Annotated in this window: 19 protein-coding genes and 1 pseudogene; 14 read left to right on the plus strand and 6 right to left on the minus strand. The window is 67.7% G+C overall.

The annotated features are described in order from the left end of the window. Positions 1-6 precede the first annotated feature (6 nt). Positions 7-438: a Zn-ribbon domain-containing OB-fold protein gene (locus tag BLW81_RS16385; protein ID WP_083408080.1), complete on the minus strand. Its 432-nt coding sequence runs from the start codon at positions 436-438 to the stop codon at positions 7-9. A 73-nt stretch (positions 439-511) separates the two neighbouring features. Here BLW81_RS16385 and BLW81_RS16390 point away from each other — a divergent pair, with 73 nt between their 5' ends. The 4 genes from BLW81_RS16390 to BLW81_RS16405 are packed head-to-tail and all read left to right on the plus strand — an operon-like array spanning position 512 to position 3292. Then, positions 512-931 carry a nuclear transport factor 2 family protein gene (locus tag BLW81_RS16390; RefSeq protein WP_083408081.1) on the plus strand — a complete coding sequence of 140 codons (420 nt, stop codon included), beginning with the start codon at positions 512-514 and terminating at the stop codon, positions 929-931. Further along, entirely contained in the window at positions 928-1743 is an 816-nt protein-coding gene (locus BLW81_RS16395) for an SDR family NAD(P)-dependent oxidoreductase (protein WP_083408082.1), read from the plus strand. Before BLW81_RS16390 ends, BLW81_RS16395 begins: the two co-directional genes overlap by 4 nt. Then, positions 1743-2765 (plus strand): zinc-binding dehydrogenase, encoded by a 1023-nt coding sequence (locus BLW81_RS16400; protein WP_173839634.1) that lies wholly within the window; start codon positions 1743-1745, stop codon positions 2763-2765. The genes BLW81_RS16395 and BLW81_RS16400 overlap by 1 nt, the downstream gene beginning before the upstream one ends. Next, positions 2765-3292, plus strand: a complete 528-nt coding sequence (locus tag BLW81_RS16405; RefSeq protein ID WP_083408083.1) for a VOC family protein — start codon at positions 2765-2767, stop codon at positions 3290-3292. The genes BLW81_RS16400 and BLW81_RS16405 overlap by 1 nt, the downstream gene beginning before the upstream one ends. Before the next feature lie 92 nt (positions 3293-3384). On the opposite strand, the gene BLW81_RS16410 is transcribed toward BLW81_RS16405, so the two are convergent. Continuing rightward, the gene (locus BLW81_RS16410; protein ID WP_083408084.1) at positions 3385-4101 is read right to left on the minus strand and encodes an enoyl-CoA hydratase/isomerase family protein; all 717 of its coding nucleotides are present in this window, start codon (positions 4099-4101) and stop codon (positions 3385-3387) included. A 90-nt stretch (positions 4102-4191) separates the two neighbouring features. On the opposite strand from BLW81_RS16410, the gene BLW81_RS16415 reads away from it, so the two are divergent. The 6 genes from BLW81_RS16415 to BLW81_RS16440 all read left to right on the plus strand — a co-directional run bounded on the left by BLW81_RS16415 (position 4192) and on the right by BLW81_RS16440 (position 10765). Continuing rightward, entirely contained in the window at positions 4192-5742 is a 1551-nt protein-coding gene (locus BLW81_RS16415) for an AMP-binding protein (RefSeq protein ID WP_083408085.1), read from the plus strand. Positions 5743-5808: 66 nt separating this feature from the next. Next, a complete protein-coding gene (locus BLW81_RS16420) occupies positions 5809-6999 on the plus strand; it encodes an amidohydrolase family protein (protein WP_083408086.1) in 1191 nt (396 codons plus the stop codon). Further along, positions 6996-8450, plus strand: coding sequence for a FadD3 family acyl-CoA ligase (locus tag BLW81_RS16425; RefSeq protein ID WP_083408087.1), 1455 nt, complete (start codon positions 6996-6998; stop codon positions 8448-8450). Before BLW81_RS16420 ends, BLW81_RS16425 begins: the two co-directional genes overlap by 4 nt. A gap of 144 nt (positions 8451-8594) precedes the next feature. Then, on the plus strand, positions 8595-9473 hold the full coding sequence (locus tag BLW81_RS16430; RefSeq protein WP_083410592.1) for an Rv1363c family protein: 879 nt from the start codon (positions 8595-8597) through the stop codon (positions 9471-9473). Then, positions 9470-10066 carry a hypothetical protein gene (locus BLW81_RS16435; RefSeq protein WP_083408088.1) on the plus strand — a complete coding sequence of 199 codons (597 nt, stop codon included), beginning with the start codon at positions 9470-9472 and terminating at the stop codon, positions 10064-10066. Before BLW81_RS16430 ends, BLW81_RS16435 begins: the two co-directional genes overlap by 4 nt. Positions 10067-10081: 15 nt before the next feature. Then, positions 10082-10765, plus strand: coding sequence for an IspD/TarI family cytidylyltransferase (locus BLW81_RS16440; protein WP_157897712.1), 684 nt, complete (start codon positions 10082-10084; stop codon positions 10763-10765). On the opposite strand, the gene BLW81_RS16445 is transcribed toward BLW81_RS16440, so the two are convergent. Together BLW81_RS16445 and BLW81_RS16450 are read right to left on the minus strand one after the other, a co-directional pair. Continuing rightward, positions 10743-11414: an IspD/TarI family cytidylyltransferase gene (locus BLW81_RS16445; protein ID WP_235632331.1), complete on the minus strand. Its 672-nt coding sequence runs from the start codon at positions 11412-11414 to the stop codon at positions 10743-10745. The two genes, BLW81_RS16440 and BLW81_RS16445, sit on opposite strands and share 23 nt — an antisense overlap. Positions 11415-11604: 190 nt before the next feature. Then, positions 11605-12177, minus strand: coding sequence for an AfsR/SARP family transcriptional regulator (locus tag BLW81_RS16450; RefSeq protein ID WP_083408090.1), 573 nt, complete (start codon positions 12175-12177; stop codon positions 11605-11607). 130 nt (positions 12178-12307) lie between these two features. Here BLW81_RS16450 and BLW81_RS16455 point away from each other — a divergent pair. Both BLW81_RS16455 and BLW81_RS16460 read left to right on the plus strand, forming a co-directional pair. Next, positions 12308-13533 (plus strand): annotated as a pseudogene (locus BLW81_RS16455) (low temperature requirement protein A). Positions 13534-13605: 72 nt separating this feature from the next. Beyond that, on the plus strand, positions 13606-14025 hold the full coding sequence (locus BLW81_RS16460; protein WP_083408091.1) for a ChaB family protein: 420 nt from the start codon (positions 13606-13608) through the stop codon (positions 14023-14025). On the opposite strand, the gene BLW81_RS16465 is transcribed toward BLW81_RS16460, so the two are convergent. Then, a complete protein-coding gene (locus BLW81_RS16465) occupies positions 14022-15299 on the minus strand; it encodes an MFS transporter (protein ID WP_083408092.1) in 1278 nt (425 codons plus the stop codon). The two genes, BLW81_RS16460 and BLW81_RS16465, sit on opposite strands and share 4 nt — an antisense overlap. Before the next feature lie 331 nt (positions 15300-15630). Here BLW81_RS16465 and BLW81_RS16470 point away from each other — a divergent pair, with 331 nt between their 5' ends. Then, entirely contained in the window at positions 15631-16380 is a 750-nt protein-coding gene (locus tag BLW81_RS16470; protein WP_083408093.1) for a MerR family transcriptional regulator, read from the plus strand. A gap of 1 nt (position 16381) precedes the next feature. On the opposite strand, the gene BLW81_RS16475 is transcribed toward BLW81_RS16470, so the two are convergent. Next, the gene (locus BLW81_RS16475; RefSeq protein ID WP_083408094.1) at positions 16382-17581 is read right to left on the minus strand and encodes an ABC transporter substrate-binding protein; all 1200 of its coding nucleotides are present in this window, start codon (positions 17579-17581) and stop codon (positions 16382-16384) included. 146 nt (positions 17582-17727) lie between these two features. On the opposite strand from BLW81_RS16475, the gene BLW81_RS16480 reads away from it, so the two are divergent. Beyond that, on the plus strand, positions 17728-18462 hold the full coding sequence (locus tag BLW81_RS16480; RefSeq protein WP_083408095.1) for a DUF1906 domain-containing protein: 735 nt from the start codon (positions 17728-17730) through the stop codon (positions 18460-18462). The last annotated feature ends 293 nt before the right edge of the window (positions 18463-18755 follow it).

Consider the following 18755-nt stretch of genomic DNA (forward strand, 5'->3'; position numbering starts at 1 on the left):
TCCTTCCTAGACCGGCTGGAACGCGAAGGTGACGACCTCTTTGCCCTCGTCGTCAGTGGTGAACGGGATCATCGTCAGCTCGACCTCCTGGCCGAACTGCAGCTTGGCCGGGTCGTTCTCGGTCAGCCGTCCTTCGACCCGGATCACGTCCCCGAGTTGCACCAACCCGACGCCGAAGGGCACGAAGTCCTTGCCGGTCGGCCCCTTGTACGGCGCGCCGGGCGGAAACCCCTGCGTGGTCCAGGCGATGAGGGTGCCGCGGCGCGGGAGCAGCACCTCCGACATCTCACCGGCGCTGCATTTCGGGCAGCGCTGCTGGACGGGAAACGTGGTGGCATCGCACTTGGCGCACTTGCTGCCGATGAGCTGCGGGTCCTCATCGGGCCAGGTCGAGATTTCCGGTGCGAGCGCAATCTGAGTCGACACGCGGTTGACGATAACCGGAAATGACGTTCTCGTCTAGAGAGAACCAGGGGTCGTCAGAGGGGTTCCCGGCTGTTAGCCTCCGGATGTGGACGCTGACAAGACGCAGATCTCTGAGGTGCTCATCCGGTACGCGACCGGCATCGACGCCAAGGACTGGGCGCTGTTTCGCACCTGCTGGACCGACGAGGTCGACATCGACTACGGCGATCTGGGGACCTTCACCGACGCGGACGCGTTCACCGATCTGATGCAGCAGATCCACGGCGGAATGGGCCAGACGTATCACCGGATCTCCAACATCGCGGTCGACCTCGACGGTGACCGGGCGACGGCGCGGTCCTACGTGCACGCGGTGCTGATGGCGGTTCCCGGCGACTCCAACAGTTGGATCGACGCACTCGGCCACTACGACGACGCCCTCGTCCGCACTGCAGACGGTTGGCGAATCAGCAAGCGCACCACGAACATCGCGCGCGTGCTGAGCGCGGCCGGCGTCGCGCCGTGACCGTCTCCGGCGACTCGTCGTTCGCGGCACGCTACGGGCCCTGGGCCGTGATCGCCGGCGCGTCGGAGGGCATCGGCGCCGCCCTCGCCGACCAACTCGGTGCACTCGGACTGAACGTGGTGCTGATCGCGCGCAACGCTGCCCTGCTCGACGAAGTCGCCGCCGGCGTCCGCGAGCGGCACGGTGTGCAGACGCGGGCAGTCGCCCAGGACTTGACGGCCGCCGACGCGGCCACCGCAATCGCCGGGGCCACAGATGGCCTCGACGTCGGGCTGCTGGTCTACAACGCGGGCGCCTCGGATCGCACCACTCCGTTCCTGCACAACGACATCGACTACTCGCTGCATCAGGTGGCGCTGGACTGCATCGCCCCGATGGCGCTGGCCCGTCATTTCGGCCCACCGATGTGCGACCGCGGCCGCGGCGGCATCGTGATCGTCGCGTCGCTGGCCTGCCTGGCGGGCTCGGCCACCCTCGCGGTGTACTCGGCGGTCAAGGCGTTTCAGCACACCTTCGCCGAGGGCTTGTGGGCCGAGTTGCGTCCGCACGGTGTCGACGTGTGCTGCACCCCGCTCGGCATGACGTACACGCCGGCGCTGGCGCGGATGGGTGTCGAGTACGACCCGCAGACGCAGATGCTCTCCGAGGACGTGGCCGCCGAGATCATCGCCAATGTCGGCAACGGGCCCACCTACGTCGTCGGCGAGCACAACCGCGCCGTGGCGGAGCAGGTGTGGACGGTCGACCGGCGCACCCTCGTGGAGATGATCAGCGCCGCCTCAACACAATTCGCCGAGAGCAGGAAACACTGATGCGCGCGGTGGTGTTGCGCGGCGGCGAGTTGCACGTGCGCGAGACCGCCGACCCGGTGCCCGGCCCGGGGGAGCTGCTGATCAAACCGCTGTCGGCGGCGATCTGCGCGTCGGACGTGCACTACATGGATCACCCGAACTCCGCCCCGCGATTCGTCTGGGACGCCGACCGCGACACGGTGATGGGCCACGAGTTCATCGGCGAGGTCGTCGGCCACGGTCCCGACTGCTCCGACGAGTTCCCTGTCGGCAGCCGGGTCACCAGCATGCCGATCCTGATCAGGGCCGGACAGGAGCCGTTGGTGATCGGGCACCACCCCGACGCACACGGCGCGTTCGGCGAGCTCATGGTCGTCTCGGAGATGATGTCGCGGCGGGTCCCCGACGGTGTGCCCGACGACGCGGTGGCGCTGGTCGACGCGTTCGCTGTCGGCGAGTTCTACGTCCGGTGCTCAGGGGTCAAATCCGGTGAGCTGCCACTGGTTCTCGGCGCAGGCGCCATCGGCCTGTCGACGGTGGCTGCGCTGCGGGCGCGCGGCGTCAGCCCGATCGTGGTGTCGGACTACAGCGACGAGCGGCTGGCCTATGCCGCCACGTTCGGCGCCGACGTGCTCGTCAACCCCGCCCACCGCGACCCCTACGAGGCGTGGCAGGATACGTTCCGCGCGAACAACTTCCAGACCACCCAGGTGATCTTCGAATGCGTCGGCAAGAACGGCTTGCTGCAGTCGGTGGTCGACTCCTGCGAGTTCCTGGCCCGGGTGCACGCGGCGGGCGGCTGGTACGACGCAGGCGCCATCGACTGCACCGCCGCGACGCACAAGGGTGTGACGATCCAGTTCGGCGGCGGGCCGCACCCCCAGGATTGGTACGGCACGCTCGCCGCGGTCACCGAGGGCCGACTCGACCCGGTGCCCAGCATCGGGGCGACGATTGGGCTCGACGAGGTGCCCGCCGCGATCGATCAGGTCCGCAAGGGGCAGGGGCCGCCCCGAATCGTCGTGCGTCCGAACGGATCGTGATGATGCTGCCCGGCCCGATCCGCCAGATCGGATACGTCGTGACCGACATCGACCGGGCCATCGCGAGTTGGCTCCAACTCGGGGTCGGCCCGTGGTTCGTCATGCGCGACCTGACGCTGACCGCCCAGTACCGCGGCCATCCGTGCGAGGTGACCCAGTCGCTGGCCCTGAGCAACAGCGGGGAACTGCAGATCGAACTGATCCAGCAGCAGAGCACCGGGCCGAGCGTGTTCACCGAGTTCCTCAATTCGAAAGGCGAGGGATTCCATCAATTCGCCTACTGGGCCGACGATTTCGACGCGACACTCGCTGCCTTGACCCAGGCCGGGTGGGCCGTCGTGTGGCGCGGCGGCGAGGACGTCGGCACCCGCTTCGCCTACGTCGAGCCGCCCGCAGGCACGGCGCCCGTCGCACAGGTCATCGAGATCATGGAGCTGACCGAGATCACGCGCGGCATGGCGGATTTCGTCAGAGACGCCGCCGCGAACTGGGACGGGACCGACCCGGTCCGCGTCCTCGGCGGGTAACTTTCTCCCGGCGAGCAGTCGCGAAATGTCCTATTTTCGGTGGTTTTCCGGTCATTTCGCGACTGCTCGAGAGAGGAAAACGAGGTGCCCTGCTACTTGGCGCGGTTCATCGCCTTGTCGGCGGCCGCCCAATGCTCGTCGGACACCCACAACCGCGCGAACGCCGCGACCGCCTCGTCGGTCGACGCGCCCTTCATCACCCGCTTGATCTCGCCCGCCGCGCGGTGGGCGAGCTTGCGCGCGATGGCGCGCCAGTCGTCGTCGAACGTCTCGCGGGGTAGCACCCGATCGATCAGCCCGAGCCGCTCGGCCTCGGCGGCGCTCAGGATCTGGCCGGTGCCGGCCAGCAGCAGGGCCTGGCTGTAGCCAACCAGCGGCACCAGTCGCTCCGCGCCGCCCCACGCGGGCATGATCTCGAGCGCCACCTGGTTGAAGCCGATCTTGATGTCGGACGCCGCCAGCCGGATGTCGGCCGCGGTCGCGAACTCCGCGCCGCCGCCGAGCGCATGGCCGTTGAGTACCGCGACCGTCACACCGGGGAACGCCACGATGCGGTCGCAGACCGCGCGCATCTGCCGCGCCATCGCGGCCGCATCCTCCTCGGTGCGCAGCGCGGCCAGCTGTTTGAGGTCACCGCCGGACACGAACGCACGGTCGCCCGCGCCCTTGACCACGAGCGCCGTCGCCCCCTGCGCACCGTCGAGGGCAGCGTCGAGCTGCTCCATGGTCTCGGGAGCAATCGCGTTGCGGGCCTGCGGGCGGTCGATGGTGATGACCGCCAAGCCGTCGTCCAACTCGAGGTCCACCATCAGAGGTTCTCCATTTGCGGTATTGGCATTCTCGGATTGAGAGAATAGCATCGCCTCGAGTCGGAGCTGCCGCCCAAGTGTGGGGAGTCCATGCGCACCATTCCTGTCGAGCTGACCAGACGCTACGAGGAGCAGGGGTGGTGGACGCCCGACACGCTCGGTGAGCTGCTGGCCCGCCACCTCGCGGCCAACCCGGACACCGGGTTCTGGGTGCACTCCCAAACCCGGCCGTACGCCGGCACTTTCGCCGATGTCGAACACCGGGCCCGTCGGCTGGCGGCAGGGTTGAGGCGCCGCGGGGTGGGGCCGGGCGACGTGGTCGCCCTGCAGCTGCCGAACTGGATGGAAGCGGCGGTCACCTTCTGGGCGACGACCTTTCTCGGTGCGGTCGTCGTACCGATCGTGCATTTCTACGGGCGGAAAGAACTCGCCCACATCCTGTCGACCGCACGGCCCAAGGTGTTCGTCACCGCCCGCGAATTCGGGCGGATGCGGTTCGAACCCGATCTGGCCGCCGCCGTCCCGATCGTCGGCCTGGTCGGCGAAGACTTCGAGGACCTTCTCGACGCCGAGCCGATGACCGGAACTCTGGCCGCCGATCCGTCGGGCCCGGCGTTGATCGCGTTCACCTCCGGCACCACCAACAACCCCAAAGGTGTTGTGCACAGCCATCAGACGCTGGGCTTCGAAACCCGCCAGTTGCTGGAGAACTATCCGAAGGACCGCGGCCGGCAACTGACGGCCACACCGATCGGTCACTTCATCGGGATGGTCGGTGCGTTCCTGATCCCGGTGCTCGAGGGTGCGCCGATCGACCTGTGCGACGTGTGGGACCCGGGCCGGGTACTCAAACTCATGGAGACCGAGGGCATGTCGATCGGCGGCGGGCCGCCGTACTTCGTCACCAGCCTGCTCGACCACCCCGACTGCACCGAAGCGCACCGGTCACTGTTCACCACCGTCGGGCTCGGCGGATCGACCGTGCCGGCCGCGGTGACCCGGCGTCTCGCCGACATGGGCTTCTTCGTCTTCCGGTCCTACGGCAGCACCGAGCATCCGTCGATCACCGGCTCGCGCCCGACCGCGCCGGAGGACAAGCGCCTCTACACCGACGGTGACCCCCGGCCCGGTGTCGAGATCAAATTGAGCGAGGAGGGCGAGATCCTCTCCCGCGGACCGGATCTGTGCCTGGGCTACACCGATGACGAGCTCACCCGGCGGGCATTCGACGACGACGGGTGGTACCACACCGGGGACATCGGCGTACTCGACGAGGACGGATACCTGACGATCACCGACCGCAAGGCCGACGTGATCATCCGCGGCGGCGAGAACATCTCGGCGCTCGAGGTCGAAGAGGTGCTGCTGACCATGCCCAGTGTTGCCGAAGCCGTCGTGGTGGCCGCGCCCGACGACCGACTCGGCGAGCGGACGGCCGCGGTGCTGCGCATCCGCGGCGGCCATCAGATGCCGACGCTCGACGACGTGCGCGCGCACTTTCGGCGGGCGGGCGTGGCGATCCAGAAGTGGCCCGAGGAGCTGCACGAGGTGCCCGACGGGCAGGACTATCCGCGCACCGCCAGCGGCAAGGTGCAGAAGTTCCGGGTCCGCGAAATGGTGCGCCAAGCCGCCGTTGGTTAGCGGGGGTGCATTGCGCAGCCGCCATCTGTGAGAATAGGATTCTCCCGAGAAGAAAAGGAGTGTTCCATGGGGCAACTTTCACACCGGGTTGACATCCCGTTTCCGCTGTTCGATGCGGACAACCACCTCTACGAGCCGCCGGAGGCGATGACCAAGTACCTCCCGAAGGAGTACAAGGACATCGTCCAGTACGTGGAGATCAACGGGCGGACCAAGATCGCGATCAAGGGTCAGATCAGCAACTACATCCCGAACCCGACGTTCTCCGTGGTCGCCAAGCCGGGCGCCTGGGAGGAGTACTTCAAGTTCGGCAACCCGGACGGAAAGAGCAAGCGCGAGCTCTTCGGTGAGCCGATGCGCTCGATCCCGGCGTTCTTCGAGCCCGCGCCGCGCCTGGAGCTGATGAACGAACTCGGCGTCGACCGCTCGCTGATGTTCCCGACGCTGGCCAGCCTCATCGAGGAGCGGCTGCGCGACGATCCGGTCGCCATCCACGTCATCATCCACTCGCTCAACGAGTGGCTGCACGAGGTCTGGGGCTTCAACTACCAGAACCGCATCTTCACCACCCCGGTGATCACGCTGCCGATCGTCGAGAAGGCGATCGAGGAGCTGGAGTGGGCCGTCGCGCGCGGCGCCCGTGCCATCCTCATCCGCCCGGCCCCGGTGCCCGGCTTCCGTGGCCCCCGGTCGTTCGCGCTGCCCGAGTTCGACCCGTTCTGGGAGCGAGTGGTGCATCACGACATCTTCGTGGGCATGCACTCGTCGGACAGCGGTTACTCGCGCTACACCTCGGAGTGGGACGGCGTGGCCCAGGAGATGCTGCCGTTCCAGACCAACGCCATGAACATCCTCAACGAGTGGCGCCCGATCCAGGATGCCGTGGCGTCCTGGGTGATCCACGGTGCGCTGTTCCGGCACCCGAAGCTCAAGGTGGGCATCGTCGAGGCCGGTTCGAAGTGGATGTTCCCGCTGCTCGACTCGATGGCCGAGGTGTACAAGAAGGCTCCGGAAGCCTTCCTGGGCAACCCGATCGAGGAGATCAAGAACCGCATCTACGTCAGCCCGTTCTACGAGGAGGGCATCGACGACCTGATCAACCTCATCGGTGTGGACCAGGTGCTCTACGGCTCCGACTGGCCGCATCCGGAGGGCCTGGCCGAGCCGACGCACTACGTGACCGCGCTCGAACACCTCTCGGTCGAGGATCAGGCCAAGATCATGGGCGGCAACCTGGGTCGTCTCGTCACGGTGTGACGCACGGTTGGCAGACCATCCCCGAGATGGTCTTGAGCGCGGCGGACCGCTTCGGCGACGCAGAAGCGGTCGTCGACGGTCCGCTGCGCTTGTCCTTCACCGAGCTGGTGCATCGAATCCGGTGCGCCGCAGGTGCATTCGCCGACTCCGGTGTCGGCAAGGGGGATCGGGTCGCGATCTGGGCGCCGAACTCGGCGGAGTGGATCGTCGCGGCGTTCGGCCTGATGACCGCGGGCGGCGTGCTGGTGCCGGTCAACACGCGATTCAAGCCCGAGGAGGCCGGCGACGTCATCACCCGCAGCGGTGCGAAGGCCGTGCTGGTGCAGAAGGACTTCCTCGGCCTGGACTATTCGGTGGGAACCGACGTGCCGGTCATCGACCTGAAGTCCGGATTCCTGTCCGCCGGTTCGCCTTTCGAGTGCGCGATCGACGGCACCGACATCGCCGACGTCATCTTCACCTCGGGCACCACCGGCAGGCCCAAGGGCGCGATGATGAACCATCTTCAGACGCTGCGGGCGTACGAGGAGTGGGCGACGCTGGCGGATCTGCGCCGCGGCGACCGCTATCTGATGATCAATCCGTACTTCCACACGTTCGGGCTCAAGGCCGGGCTCGTCGCGTCGTTCCTGCGGGGCGCGACGATGCTGCCGGTGGCTGCCTTCGATGTCGACACCGTCGTGGAAACCATTGAGCGCGAACGCATCACGATGCTTCCCGGTCCGCCGACGCTGTATCACTCGCTTCTGACCGTGTCCGACAAGAGCCGGCTGGCCAGCCTGCGCGCGGGAGTGACCGGCGCGGCCGACATCCCGGTCGAGCTGATCCGGCGCATCCGCGACGAGCTGCCGTTCCAGACTCTGATGACCGGCTACGGGCTCACCGAGGCCGGCAACGTCACGCTGTCGCGGCCCGGCGACAGCCCCGAAGACGTCGCGACGACCGCGGGCCTGCCGTGCGAGGACGTCGAGGTGCGCATCGCCGACGACGGTGAGGTGCTGGTGCGGGGCTACAACGTCATGCAGGGCTACCTCGACGATCCCCGCGCGACAGCCGAGGCCATCGACGCCGACGGCTACCTGCACACCGGTGATCTCGGTGAGTTCACGGCCACGGGCCGCCTTCGTATCGTCGGGCGCAAGAAGGACATGTTCATCGTCGGCGGATTCAACGCCTACCCCGCCGAGATCGAGGGCTTCCTGCTCGAGCATCCCGAGGTGGCGCAGGCGGCGGTGATCGGGGTCCCCGACGAGCGGTTGGGGCAGGTCGGCAAGGCGTTCGTCGTCCGTAAGGACGGGCAGGTCACGCTGACCGGAGAGGCCCTCATATCGTGGAGCCGCGACAGAATGGCGGGGTACAAGGTGCCGCGCTATGTAGAGTTCCTCGACGAGTTGCCGTTGAACGCCACCGGCAAAGTGATGAAGGACCGCCTTCAGGACAATCTGCGCTGAGCAGTCGCACAGTGCGTAAATAGCATTTCCGCAGTACATCGATGTTTGCCGGGCCCTGCGGACGCGGGTATCGTCGCAGCGATACTCAAAAATGGATAATGGCATTCTCATAGAGTTGTGCAGATAACGAACAAGGAGGTCGCTGTGCCGTCTTTCAGGCGCCGCGCGTCGGTGGTGGACGCGGACAGCGTCGCCGCGCCGCCGCAGCAGGATCCTGAGCGGTCGGACGCGGACGAAGCACTGCGCCTCGCGGAAGAGGCGGAGGCCGAGGCGGCCGAGGCGGAGGCCCGCGCGGCGGCCGCTCGTGCGCGCGCCAAGGCGATCCGCCTCCGCAAGCAGGCCGAGGAGGCTCAGGAAGCTCAGCAGGCCGGATCCGATGCCGCTACCGAAAGCGCTGAAGTCGCCGAGAGCGCTGAGGCCACCGAGAGCGCTGAGGCCGCCGAAAGCGCTGAAGTCGCCGAGACGACGGAAGCCGACGACGACGCCGCCACCGACAGTGCCGCGGCCCCGGTGAGCACGCGGCGCCGGCGGCTGCCGCGGATCCCGTGGAAGATCGTCGCTGTCGTACTCGCAGTGCTGCTGATCCTTGGCTTCGCCGGTGCGAGCGGGTACATGGTCTGGCAGCACCGCCTTGCCGAGCAGGACCGGCAGCACACCGCCGAGTACTCGGCGGCCGCGCGGCAGAGCGTCGTCACGCTGATGTCCCTGGACTTCAACAAGGCGCAGGAGGACGTCCAGCGCATCATCGACAACACGACCGGCCAGTTCCGCGAGGACTTCGAGGCGCAGGCCGAGGACTTCGCCAAGGTTGCGAAGGACTCGAAGGTCGTCACCGAGGTCACGGTCAACGTGGCCGCCGTGAAATCGATGACGGACACGACCGCCACCGCGATCGTGTCGGCCACCTCGCGCGTCACCAACGCCGCCGGCGCCAACCAGGAACCGCGGTCCTGGCGGCTGCTGGTCGATCTGGTCCGCGAGGGCGACCAGATCAAGATGTCGAAAGTCGAGTTCGTACCGTGAACACCGAATCCAGCACCGACGAGGTCGAGGTCGCCGAACCGGAGTCGACCGCGGTCGAACTCGAAGCCGACACCGACGAGAAGCCGAAACAAACCGCGAAGAAGGGGATCGGCAGATATGTCGGCGCCGCCCTGCTGACCGTGGCGCTGGTGGCGTCGGCGGGGGTTGCGGCGTGGCTGTACTTTTTCCAGTTCCGCACCGACCTGCAGACCAACGCCGACGCCCAGAAGGTTGCGCTCGACGCGGCGACCACCGGGACCACCGCGCTGCTGTCCTACTCGCCGGACACGCTGGAGCAGGATTTCGCCGCGGCCAAGTCGAGGCTCACCGGCGACTTCCTGGACTACTATACCCAGTTCACCGAGCAGATCGTCACACCGGCGGCCAAGCAGAAGCAGGTCAAGACCAGCGCGGCCGTGGTACAGGCCGGCGTCGCCGAGATGCAACCCGACTCGGCGGTGGTGCTGGTGTTCGTCAACCAGACCACCACCAGCAAGGAGAACCCCGACGGCGCCTTCGCGGCGAGCGCGGTCAAGGTGGGGTTGACCAAGATCGACGACCGCTGGCTGATCAACGCTTTCGACCCCGTCTAGCGGACCGGGGTGGTGATGGCACCGACACCGCTGCTGCCGGCGATCGTTCCGGTGCCGACAGAGGCGGCCGACGCCGCGCGATATCTGCTCGACGGCCGCGCGACCCTGCTGCGCGTCGTCCGAGACCTGCTGGAGTCCGTCTCGGACCCGACCGCCGTCGTCGTGGTCAGCGCGCCGTCATCGGTCCGTGCCATCGGTGACCTGCTCGCCGCCGACGGTCTCGGCGCGATACCGGTGGTGGCCGCCGACGCACCGGCCGACCGGATGCGGTGCCTGGCGGCCGGGTTCGAATACGTTGCCGCGCAGCCGGTTTCGCCTCGCTACCTTCTCGTGCACGACGTCCGGCAGCCGTTGACCTCGGCTGCTGTCCGCGAGCGGGTGGTCGCCGAACTGGTCGGCGGTGCGGCCGTCGTGCTGCCGCTGCTACCCGTCACCGACAGCGTCAAGGCCGTCGACGCCTCGGATGCGGTCACCGCGACGCTGGACCGCTCGACGCTTCGGGCCGTGCAGTATCCGCGCGGCTTCGCCGCCGACGCGCTGGCCCGGCTCGTCGCCTCCGGCGAGGCGGACGAACTGACGGCCGCGACCCGGAGCGCCATGCCGATCACCACGGTCGAGGGCGACGCCGACGGGTTCATCGCCGATCTGCCGCGCGACGCCGCCTTCGTCGAGGCCGTCATGGCGAGTCGTCGCGGCTGACGCCGTGCATCAAAAGGTGTTCGGCGATCGCGATGTCGCGGGCGAAGGTCACCTTGATGTTGTGCAGTTCGCCCGGAAACGTGTGCACCGCAACGTCGGTGAACGTCTCGACGCACGACGAGGTGTCGGTGCCCTCGAAGTCGTCGGCATCGGCACGGCGGTAAGCCTGCAGCAGCGGCGCCGCCCGGAAGGCCTGCGGCGTCTGGACCCGGACGAGCTGCCGTTGAGTCGGCGCCGCGAGGTCGGTCGTGAGCACCCCGGACAGCGGCACTGCCGGTATGGCGCCGCCGAACTCGCGCGCCACCGACAGCGCGCGCTCGAACATGGCCGGACCGGCCACCGGCCGCGCCGCGTCGTGGATGAGCACCACGTCGACCGATCCCGAGTCGATGTCGGCGGCCAGATGGCGTAACACGTTGAGCTCTGAGCCGTGCCTGCTGTACCCGCCCGCAACGAATTCGACGTGGACCCCGGGCAGTTCGGCACTCACCATGTCGCGGGCGAGTCGTTCCTCACCGGCCCGGTACACCAGCACGATGCGGTCCACCGCGGGCACCCGGGTCAGGGTGTCCAGCGACCACGCCACCATCGGCCGGCCGCCCACCGGCAGATAGGCCTTGTTGCTGTCGGCGCCGACCCGCGTGCCCATGCCCGCGGCCAGCACCACCGCCACGGCGCCCGTCGTCGTCACCGTCGTATCTTGGCATCCGCCTCGTCGAGGCCGAACGGTCAATCCTCGGCGTGGCGGTCGTGGTCCCACCGCTCGAGCCGCCGCTGCGTGTCGTACAGACAGAGCCCCAGCAGCGGTACGGCGATGAGCAGACAGATCATCAGCATGTTCATCGGCGCCCCTCCTCGGGCTCACCGCGGGTACCGGCGGCCGCGTGCCGCGCGTGCGGCCCCAGCAGGCGGGAGTAGGACGGACCCGGTTTGTCGGCGCCGTGACCCAGTGCCTCGAACGCGGCCGCCCGCAGGGCGTGGTAGCGCTCGCGTTCGGCCTTGACCCACGGCTCGCTCGACTTGTCGAGCAGCTCACCGGCGCGCAGCAGCGGGAGCAGGTCGGCCACCAGGTGTGCGTCGAAGCCGCCTTCGAGCACGTCGTCGATCAACGCGGTCGCGTCGTACCAGTCCACCGAGACATCGGGACTCAGCTGGAGGTACTGCGGATCGACGCACAGCAGCGGCCCGGCGCCGAGTGGACGCAGCCGCCAGGCCGCCGAGCGCAGGCTCGCGACCGCCTTGCGGGTCTGCGCGTGTGGCCAGAGGGTGGCACACACCCACAGCCGGTGCACGGGCTTGCGTTTCAGCGTGACCAGGGTGATCAGGCGCCGGCACGCGGGCGGCAGGTCGATCCGGTCGTCGCCGTGGTACACGGCGAAGCCACCGAGCAGGTGCACTGAATACCGGTCCATGGGTTGATCGTCGGGCCACCGCGGTCCGGCGTCGTGAGTAGTGCACTACTCCTTTTGCCGCCGTGTGCGGTGCAATGTAGCGATGAGCGACACTCTCGAGCCGGCGGCCACCACGCATCGGATACGCCGGATGTCCGGCCGTGATCCGCACGAGCCGCACCGCGTGGCCACCCCGTTGGAACTGCTGTTCGATCTCACGTTCGTGATCGCGTTCGGCATCGCCGCCAACGAGTTCACCCACCTGCTCATCGAGAACCACGTCGGCGCGGGGCTGCTCGGGTTCTCGCTGGCGACGTTCGCGGTGTGCTGGGCATGGATCAACTTCAGCTGGTTCGCGTCGGCCTATGACACCGACGACTGGGTCTACCGGGTGATGACGATGCTGCAGATGGTCGGCGTCATCGTGATGGCGCTCGGTTTTCCGCCGATGTTCGCCTCCGTCGCGCATGGCGCGCACGTCGACAACCGGGTGATGGTCGCCGGATACGTGGTGATGCGCATTGCGTTGGTGGGGCAGTGGTTACGCGCGGCCGCGCAGGATCCCGCGCATCGGCGGGCCTGCCTGACCTACGCCGCGGCGATCACCTTCGCGCAGGCGCTGTGGATCGTCAGCATCTTCGTCGACACCTCGGTGCCGGTGACGTTCGTGATCGTCGCCGTGCTGATCGGCATCGAGACGCTGGGCCCGCTGTTGGCCGAGACCCGTCGCGGCGGCACCCCGTGGCACGCCCATCACATCGCGGAACGCTATGGGCTGCTGACGATCATCGCGCTCGGTGAAGGTGTGGTCGGCACCGTCGCGACGCTGACCGCGGTGATCGGCGAGCAGGGCTGGACATTCGACGCGGTGTTCGTGGTGGTGGCAGGCGTCGGGTTGACGTTCGGCATGTGGTGGACGTATTTCACGCTGCCGCAGGCGGAGTTGTTGCACGCGCAGCGCGAACGGTCGTTCTGGTTCGGTTACGTCCCGATCGTCACGCTCGCCGCGATCGTGGCGACCGGGGCGGGACTGCACGCGGCGGCCTACTACATCGAGCACCACTCGGCGCTGTCGTCGGTCGAGACGGTGTTGACGGTCGCGGTGCCCGTCGGGATCTACACGGCTTCTGTGTATCTGCTGTACGCGGTGATGCTGCGCACCGCGGAGGTGCTGCACCTGCTGTTGATCGTGCTCACCGTCGCGGTGCTCGCGGTGGCGGTTTGGCTGGCAGCATCGGGGATTTCGATGGCCAACTGCCTGCTGGTGGTGACGCTGGCGCCGGTGGTGTCGGTCTCGCCCACGAACTCATCGGGCACCGCCACACCGAGAGTGCGTTGGCCAAGACCCTCCATGGTGAGGACACGAGCGTCGTTTAGCGACCACAGGCACGGGTAACTCAGCTACGGCGGCGACCACTCGCCGCCTTCTGTTCGACGAGGAGTTCGACGATGCCGAAGACCACCAAGAGCGGCAGCGCCCGCAAGAGCGAACTGCCCAGCACACTGCAGAAGTCAGACGCGAAGGCCCAGCGCACATTCGCCAAGGCGCATGACGCCGCCGCCGAGGAGTACGGCGAGGGTGAACGCGCCCACCGGGTCGCCTACAGCGCGCTCAAGCACAGCTATGAGAAGGTCGGCGACCACTGGGAGTCGAAGTCGCAGAAGGGTCCGTCGGATTCGCGGGCGCGCAGCGGCGGCCCGAACGCCAAGGGCGACACCGCCGAGGGCGTCGACGCCAATGCCTCAAAGAAGCACCTCATGGAAGTCGCTCGGCGCCTGGATATCTCGGGACGGTCCACGATGAACAAGAGCGAACTCGTTTCGGCCATCAAGAAGGCCAACCGCCGCGTCTCCGCGCGTAACCGCTAGCTGCCCGGGAGGGCGTTGACGCCCTCGAGCAGCATCCTGTCCTGCCGGTCCCGTTCGGCGGCCATCAGCTTGCGGGTCTTGCGGCGGGTGATGAGGATGCCCAGCACCGCGAACGCCCAGATCGCGTACTGCACTGTCCAGGCGACCCGGAACGAGTCGAACGAGATCTCACCCGCGGCGTCGAGGATCACACCCATCGCCTGCATGACGAGCAGCGAGGCGATGAAACCGCCCATGTTGACCAGCCCGGAGGCGGTGCCCAGGGTGGCGCTCGGATTGAAGGTACGCGCGAAGTCGAAGCCGACCATGGATCCGGGACCGCCGACCGAGATCACCACGATCAGGACCACCAGCAGCCACAGCGGCGCGCGGCCCGGCAGCGCCAGCACGACGGTCCACACCAGCGCGTTGCTCCCGATGATGGCGAGCACCAACCGCGACCGGCGGTGTGGTCGTCTGCCGGTGAAGATGCCGATGAGTACACCGGCGGAGATCGCGGCCACCACCGACACGGTCAGCAGCGTGCCGGCCAGCCCCGCCGACAGCCCTTGGGCCCGGGTCAGGTACGGCACGCCCCACATCAACGCGAAGGCGGTGACGGAGAACTGCGTGCCCATGTGGGTGAAGAACCCGAGCCGGGTGCCGGGCCGCAGCCACACGGTCTTGACGCTTCTCAGCGTCTCGCCCACCGAGATCGTCTCGGCCTCGACCGCGTTGCCGTTCGGAGTGTTCTTGACCAGCACCAGCGTCAGCAGCATCGACAGCACGCCGAGCGCGGCGACCGACACGTAGGCCGTGCTCCAGCCCAGCGCACCGAGCAGCGCGAAGAACGGGATCGCCGAGAGCACCTGACCGAGCTGCCCGCAGATGCCCGTCAGCTGGGTCACCAACGGGACCTGGCGGGGTTGGAACCAGTGCGGCACCAGCCGCAGCACCGAGATGAACGTGAAGGCGTCGCCGAGTCCGAGCACCGCTCGGGCACCGATCGCGGTCGGCAGCGACTCGGTGAACGCGAGCGCGAACTGACCGGACGCCATCAACGCACCGCCGGCCAGGATCAAGGTCTTGGAGCCGAACCGGTCCAGCAGCAGCCCCGCGGGAACTTGCGCTGCCGCGTAGACGATGACCTGGAGCACGACGAACGTCGACAGCACGCTCGGACTGGCGTGGAACCGTTCGGCCGCCTCCAGGCCGGAGACACCCAGCGTGGTGCGGTCCAACACCGCGACGATGTAGGCGAACAGTCCGGTGGCCCAGACAATCCAGGGACGCACACCGGACCTTTCTCGCGTGGTGTTCCTCAGACGGTTGACCCTTCCATGGTTCCGCAGACCGACCGGTCGGCGCCAATCACTTTCCGGTGACCTCGCTCACCGGATGCGACGGGTGGGCTAAGGAGTTGGCTGGACAGGCGCGGCTTGGCGCAGGTGCGCTAGCGGGTTCGGTTATCGCCGCAGCTGGTGACGTTTGCGATGAATAGCTAGCAAAGTGATCATTTGGTCATCACACTTCGCTCGCAAACTCCGTAGCGAAGCTACAGTGGTCGCATGAATCGTCGTGACGCCGCGGCGACCCGCACCCCGAGAGAAGCCGGGGTGCTCGACGTTGGCTGAGTACCGTCTCGACGAGCTGGCCCGGATCTCCGGGGTCAGCACCCGCAACATCCGTGCCTACCGGGAGCGCGGGCTGCTCGATCCGCCGCGCCGGGTCGGCCGGTCGGCCTACTACGACGACTACCACCTCTCGCAGTTGCGCACGATCAACCAATTGCACCGCCGTGGGTTCAACACGGCGCACATCGCCGAGTTCTTCACGAGCCTGCGCCAGGGCGCCGACCTCGCCGACATCCTCGGCATCCAGCGCGCCGTGCTCGGCGTCCGCTCCGAGGAGGCCGAACCGGCCGACACCGGCTCATCCGGTTCGCTCGACATCGACCCCGACAGCGACGAGGCGCGGCGGTTGCTCGACCACGGACTGGCAAGCATGGTCGACGGCGCACTCGTGCTGAGCGACCCCGCGGTGCGGGCGGTGGTGGCGCGTTCGCCGGATCACTTCGTGTATGTGAAGGCACTGCTGCAGATCTTCGAGGCGACGCGGGCCGCGATCGAGGGGCTGGCGGGCGGGTTCGTGCGGTCGCTCGACGAATGCGTGGCGGCCCGGTTCGGCGAGAACTACGCGCCCAAGCCCGAGGAGATGGACGAGCTCAGCCAGATCGTGCGGGACTACCGCGACCTGTGGACCGGCGTCGTGTCCAACCAACTGGACCGGGCGCTGCACCAGCAGATGGCCACGGCCGGCTCCGAGTACACCGCGGGCATCCTGCTGGGCGGGCGACGCGAACCCGAATCGCAGTAGCTCAACTCCGGATCTGGCGCCACCGCTGCTGCCACTCGGGGTAGGCCGTGCAGTCGTCGCCGCTGCCGTCGACGCACTCCTGCTGCGGTGTCGTCCAGTAGTGGATCCGCGCGGCGAAGTCCTCGTCGGTGGCGTGGTAGAGGTCGCAGAAATCCGGGTCGGTGGTGTGTGCGCATGCTTCTTGATTCGCCGGTGCCTCGCCGAAGAACTCGGCCACCTCGGCGTTGACCTCCGGGGAGGCGATCCAGTCCATCCACTTGTACATACAGTTCGGGTGCGCGGCCCGCGACGAGATCATCCAGGTGTCCGACCATCCCGTCGCGCCTTCCTTCGGCAGCACGGTGTTGACCTGAACCCGGTTGCCCGCGCCGATCGTGTTCGCGATCACCTGCCAGGTCGTGCCGATCACCGATGCGCCGGACTCGAAGGCCTGCACCTCTTTCGTGTAGTCCGACCAGTATTCGCCGATGTTCTCGCGCTGCTTTTCGAGCAGGGCGACCGCGGCGTCCAGTTGCTCCGGGGTCAGCGAGTAGGGATCGTCGATGCCCAATTCCGGTTTCGTCTTGGACAGGTACAGCGCGGCGTCGGCGATGTAGATGGGGGAGTCGTAGGCGGTGACCCGGCCCTTGTACCGGCCGGCGTCGTCGAACACCGCGGACCAGGAATCGGGGGCGTCGCGGACGACCTCGATGTTGTACATCAGCAGGTTGGCGCCCCAGCCGTGCGGGATGCCGTACATCTGCCCGTCCACCGAGTTCCACGGCTGGTTCTTGAGGAACGACGAGATCGACTCGTAGTTGGGCACCAGCGCGGTGTTCACCGGTGCCACGTCGCCGGCGTAGATGAGCCGCAGCGTGGCGTCGCCGGACGCCGAGACCCCGTCGTACCGGCCGCTGCGCATCAACTCGACCATTTCGTCGGAGGTGTCGCCGAGCGTGACGTTGACCTGGCAGCCGGTCTGCTGCTCGAACGGCGTGACCCAGTCCGCGGTGGCGTCGTTGGTGCCGTCCTCGACGTAGCCGGCCCACGCCACCAACTCGAGGCGGCCTTCGCCGGGGCCGACGGCGTCCAGCGGCGCGATCGGGGGTGGGCTCTGACCGTCGCCGCTCTGTCCCGCCCCGGTCGAGCACGCCGTCGCCGTCGATCCCAGCAGCGCCGCGCACCCGAGGACAGCGAGGGCACGGGCGCCGCGCGAAGGCATGGTCCGATCGTAAAGACAGCCGGTCGCGCCCACGGGCCGCCGCGGGTCAGTTCGCTCGGCAATCTCGGACGGTCCGGGAAATTTGATGCAGCTGTGACCAGTGGCGTCAGCGTGAATACTGTGGCCTCTGTCGTATTCTGTGGCTCGTGTCAATTTCACGGCGCGCGGTGCTCAAGGGTGTCGTCGCGGCACCCGCCGCGCTGGCCGTCGGCACCGGCCTGCAGGCACTGGCCGCCGCGACCGCGCCCGCGACCGGGTCGGCAGCGCCGCTGGGCATCCTGCTGGACTACGCGGCCGGCGTCATCAAGGCCAGCGACATCCGGGCTGCGGGCGCGCTGGGCGCGATCCGGTACGTCTCCGACCGTCGGCCCGGCGGCGCCTGGATGCTGGGCAAGCCGATTCAGCTGCCCGAGGCGCGCGATCTGTACCAGAACGGGCTCAAGATCGTGTCCTGCTACCAGTACGGCAAGCAGGACACCGCCGACTGGCTGGGCGGTCAGAACGCCGGCGTCGCGCATGCCAAACGCGGCTGGCAGCTACACGTCGCCGCGGGCGGCTCCTACGGCGCCCCGATCTACGCCTCCATCGACGACGACCCCACCTACGAGCAGTACAAGCAGCAGGTCGCGCCGTATCTGAAGGGCTGGGAGGCGGTGCTGGGCAAGCAGCGTGTCGGCGTATACGCGAACTCAAAGACGATCGAGTGGGCGGTGCAGGACGGCATCGGCACGTACTTCTGGCAGCACAACTGGGGTTCACCCGGCAAGGTCGCCCACGCGGCCGCGCACCTGCATCAGGTCGAGATCGACAAGCGCTCCGTCGGCGGCGTCGGGGTGGACATCAACCACATCCTCAAACCCGGCTTCGGGCAGTGGGACTAAACCTTACCGATCAGTAAGTCAGCACAGCAAACTTTTGGCGGTGGCCGGTGCCCGCGAGAAGACAACGACGGGCCAGTTGTCTCGTCGTGGCGGCGCAACTCCGCTGGTGAGACCCGTGCAGAAATTTTACATAACGATTCGATAACAATACTGCCTTGATCAGGGCACTTCTGCCTACTCGACCGTAACCACCTGCATGCAGGACGTTTGTCCCGAATGCGTTCTGCGGCGGTTGAACCGCGTGTTACGCAACGGATGGTTACCCGAGCGTAGAACTCGTCAGTAACCATTTC

The sequence above is a fragment of the Mycolicibacterium rutilum genome, assembly GCF_900108565.1.
GTDB lineage: Bacteria > Actinomycetota > Actinomycetes > Mycobacteriales > Mycobacteriaceae > Mycobacterium > Mycobacterium rutilum.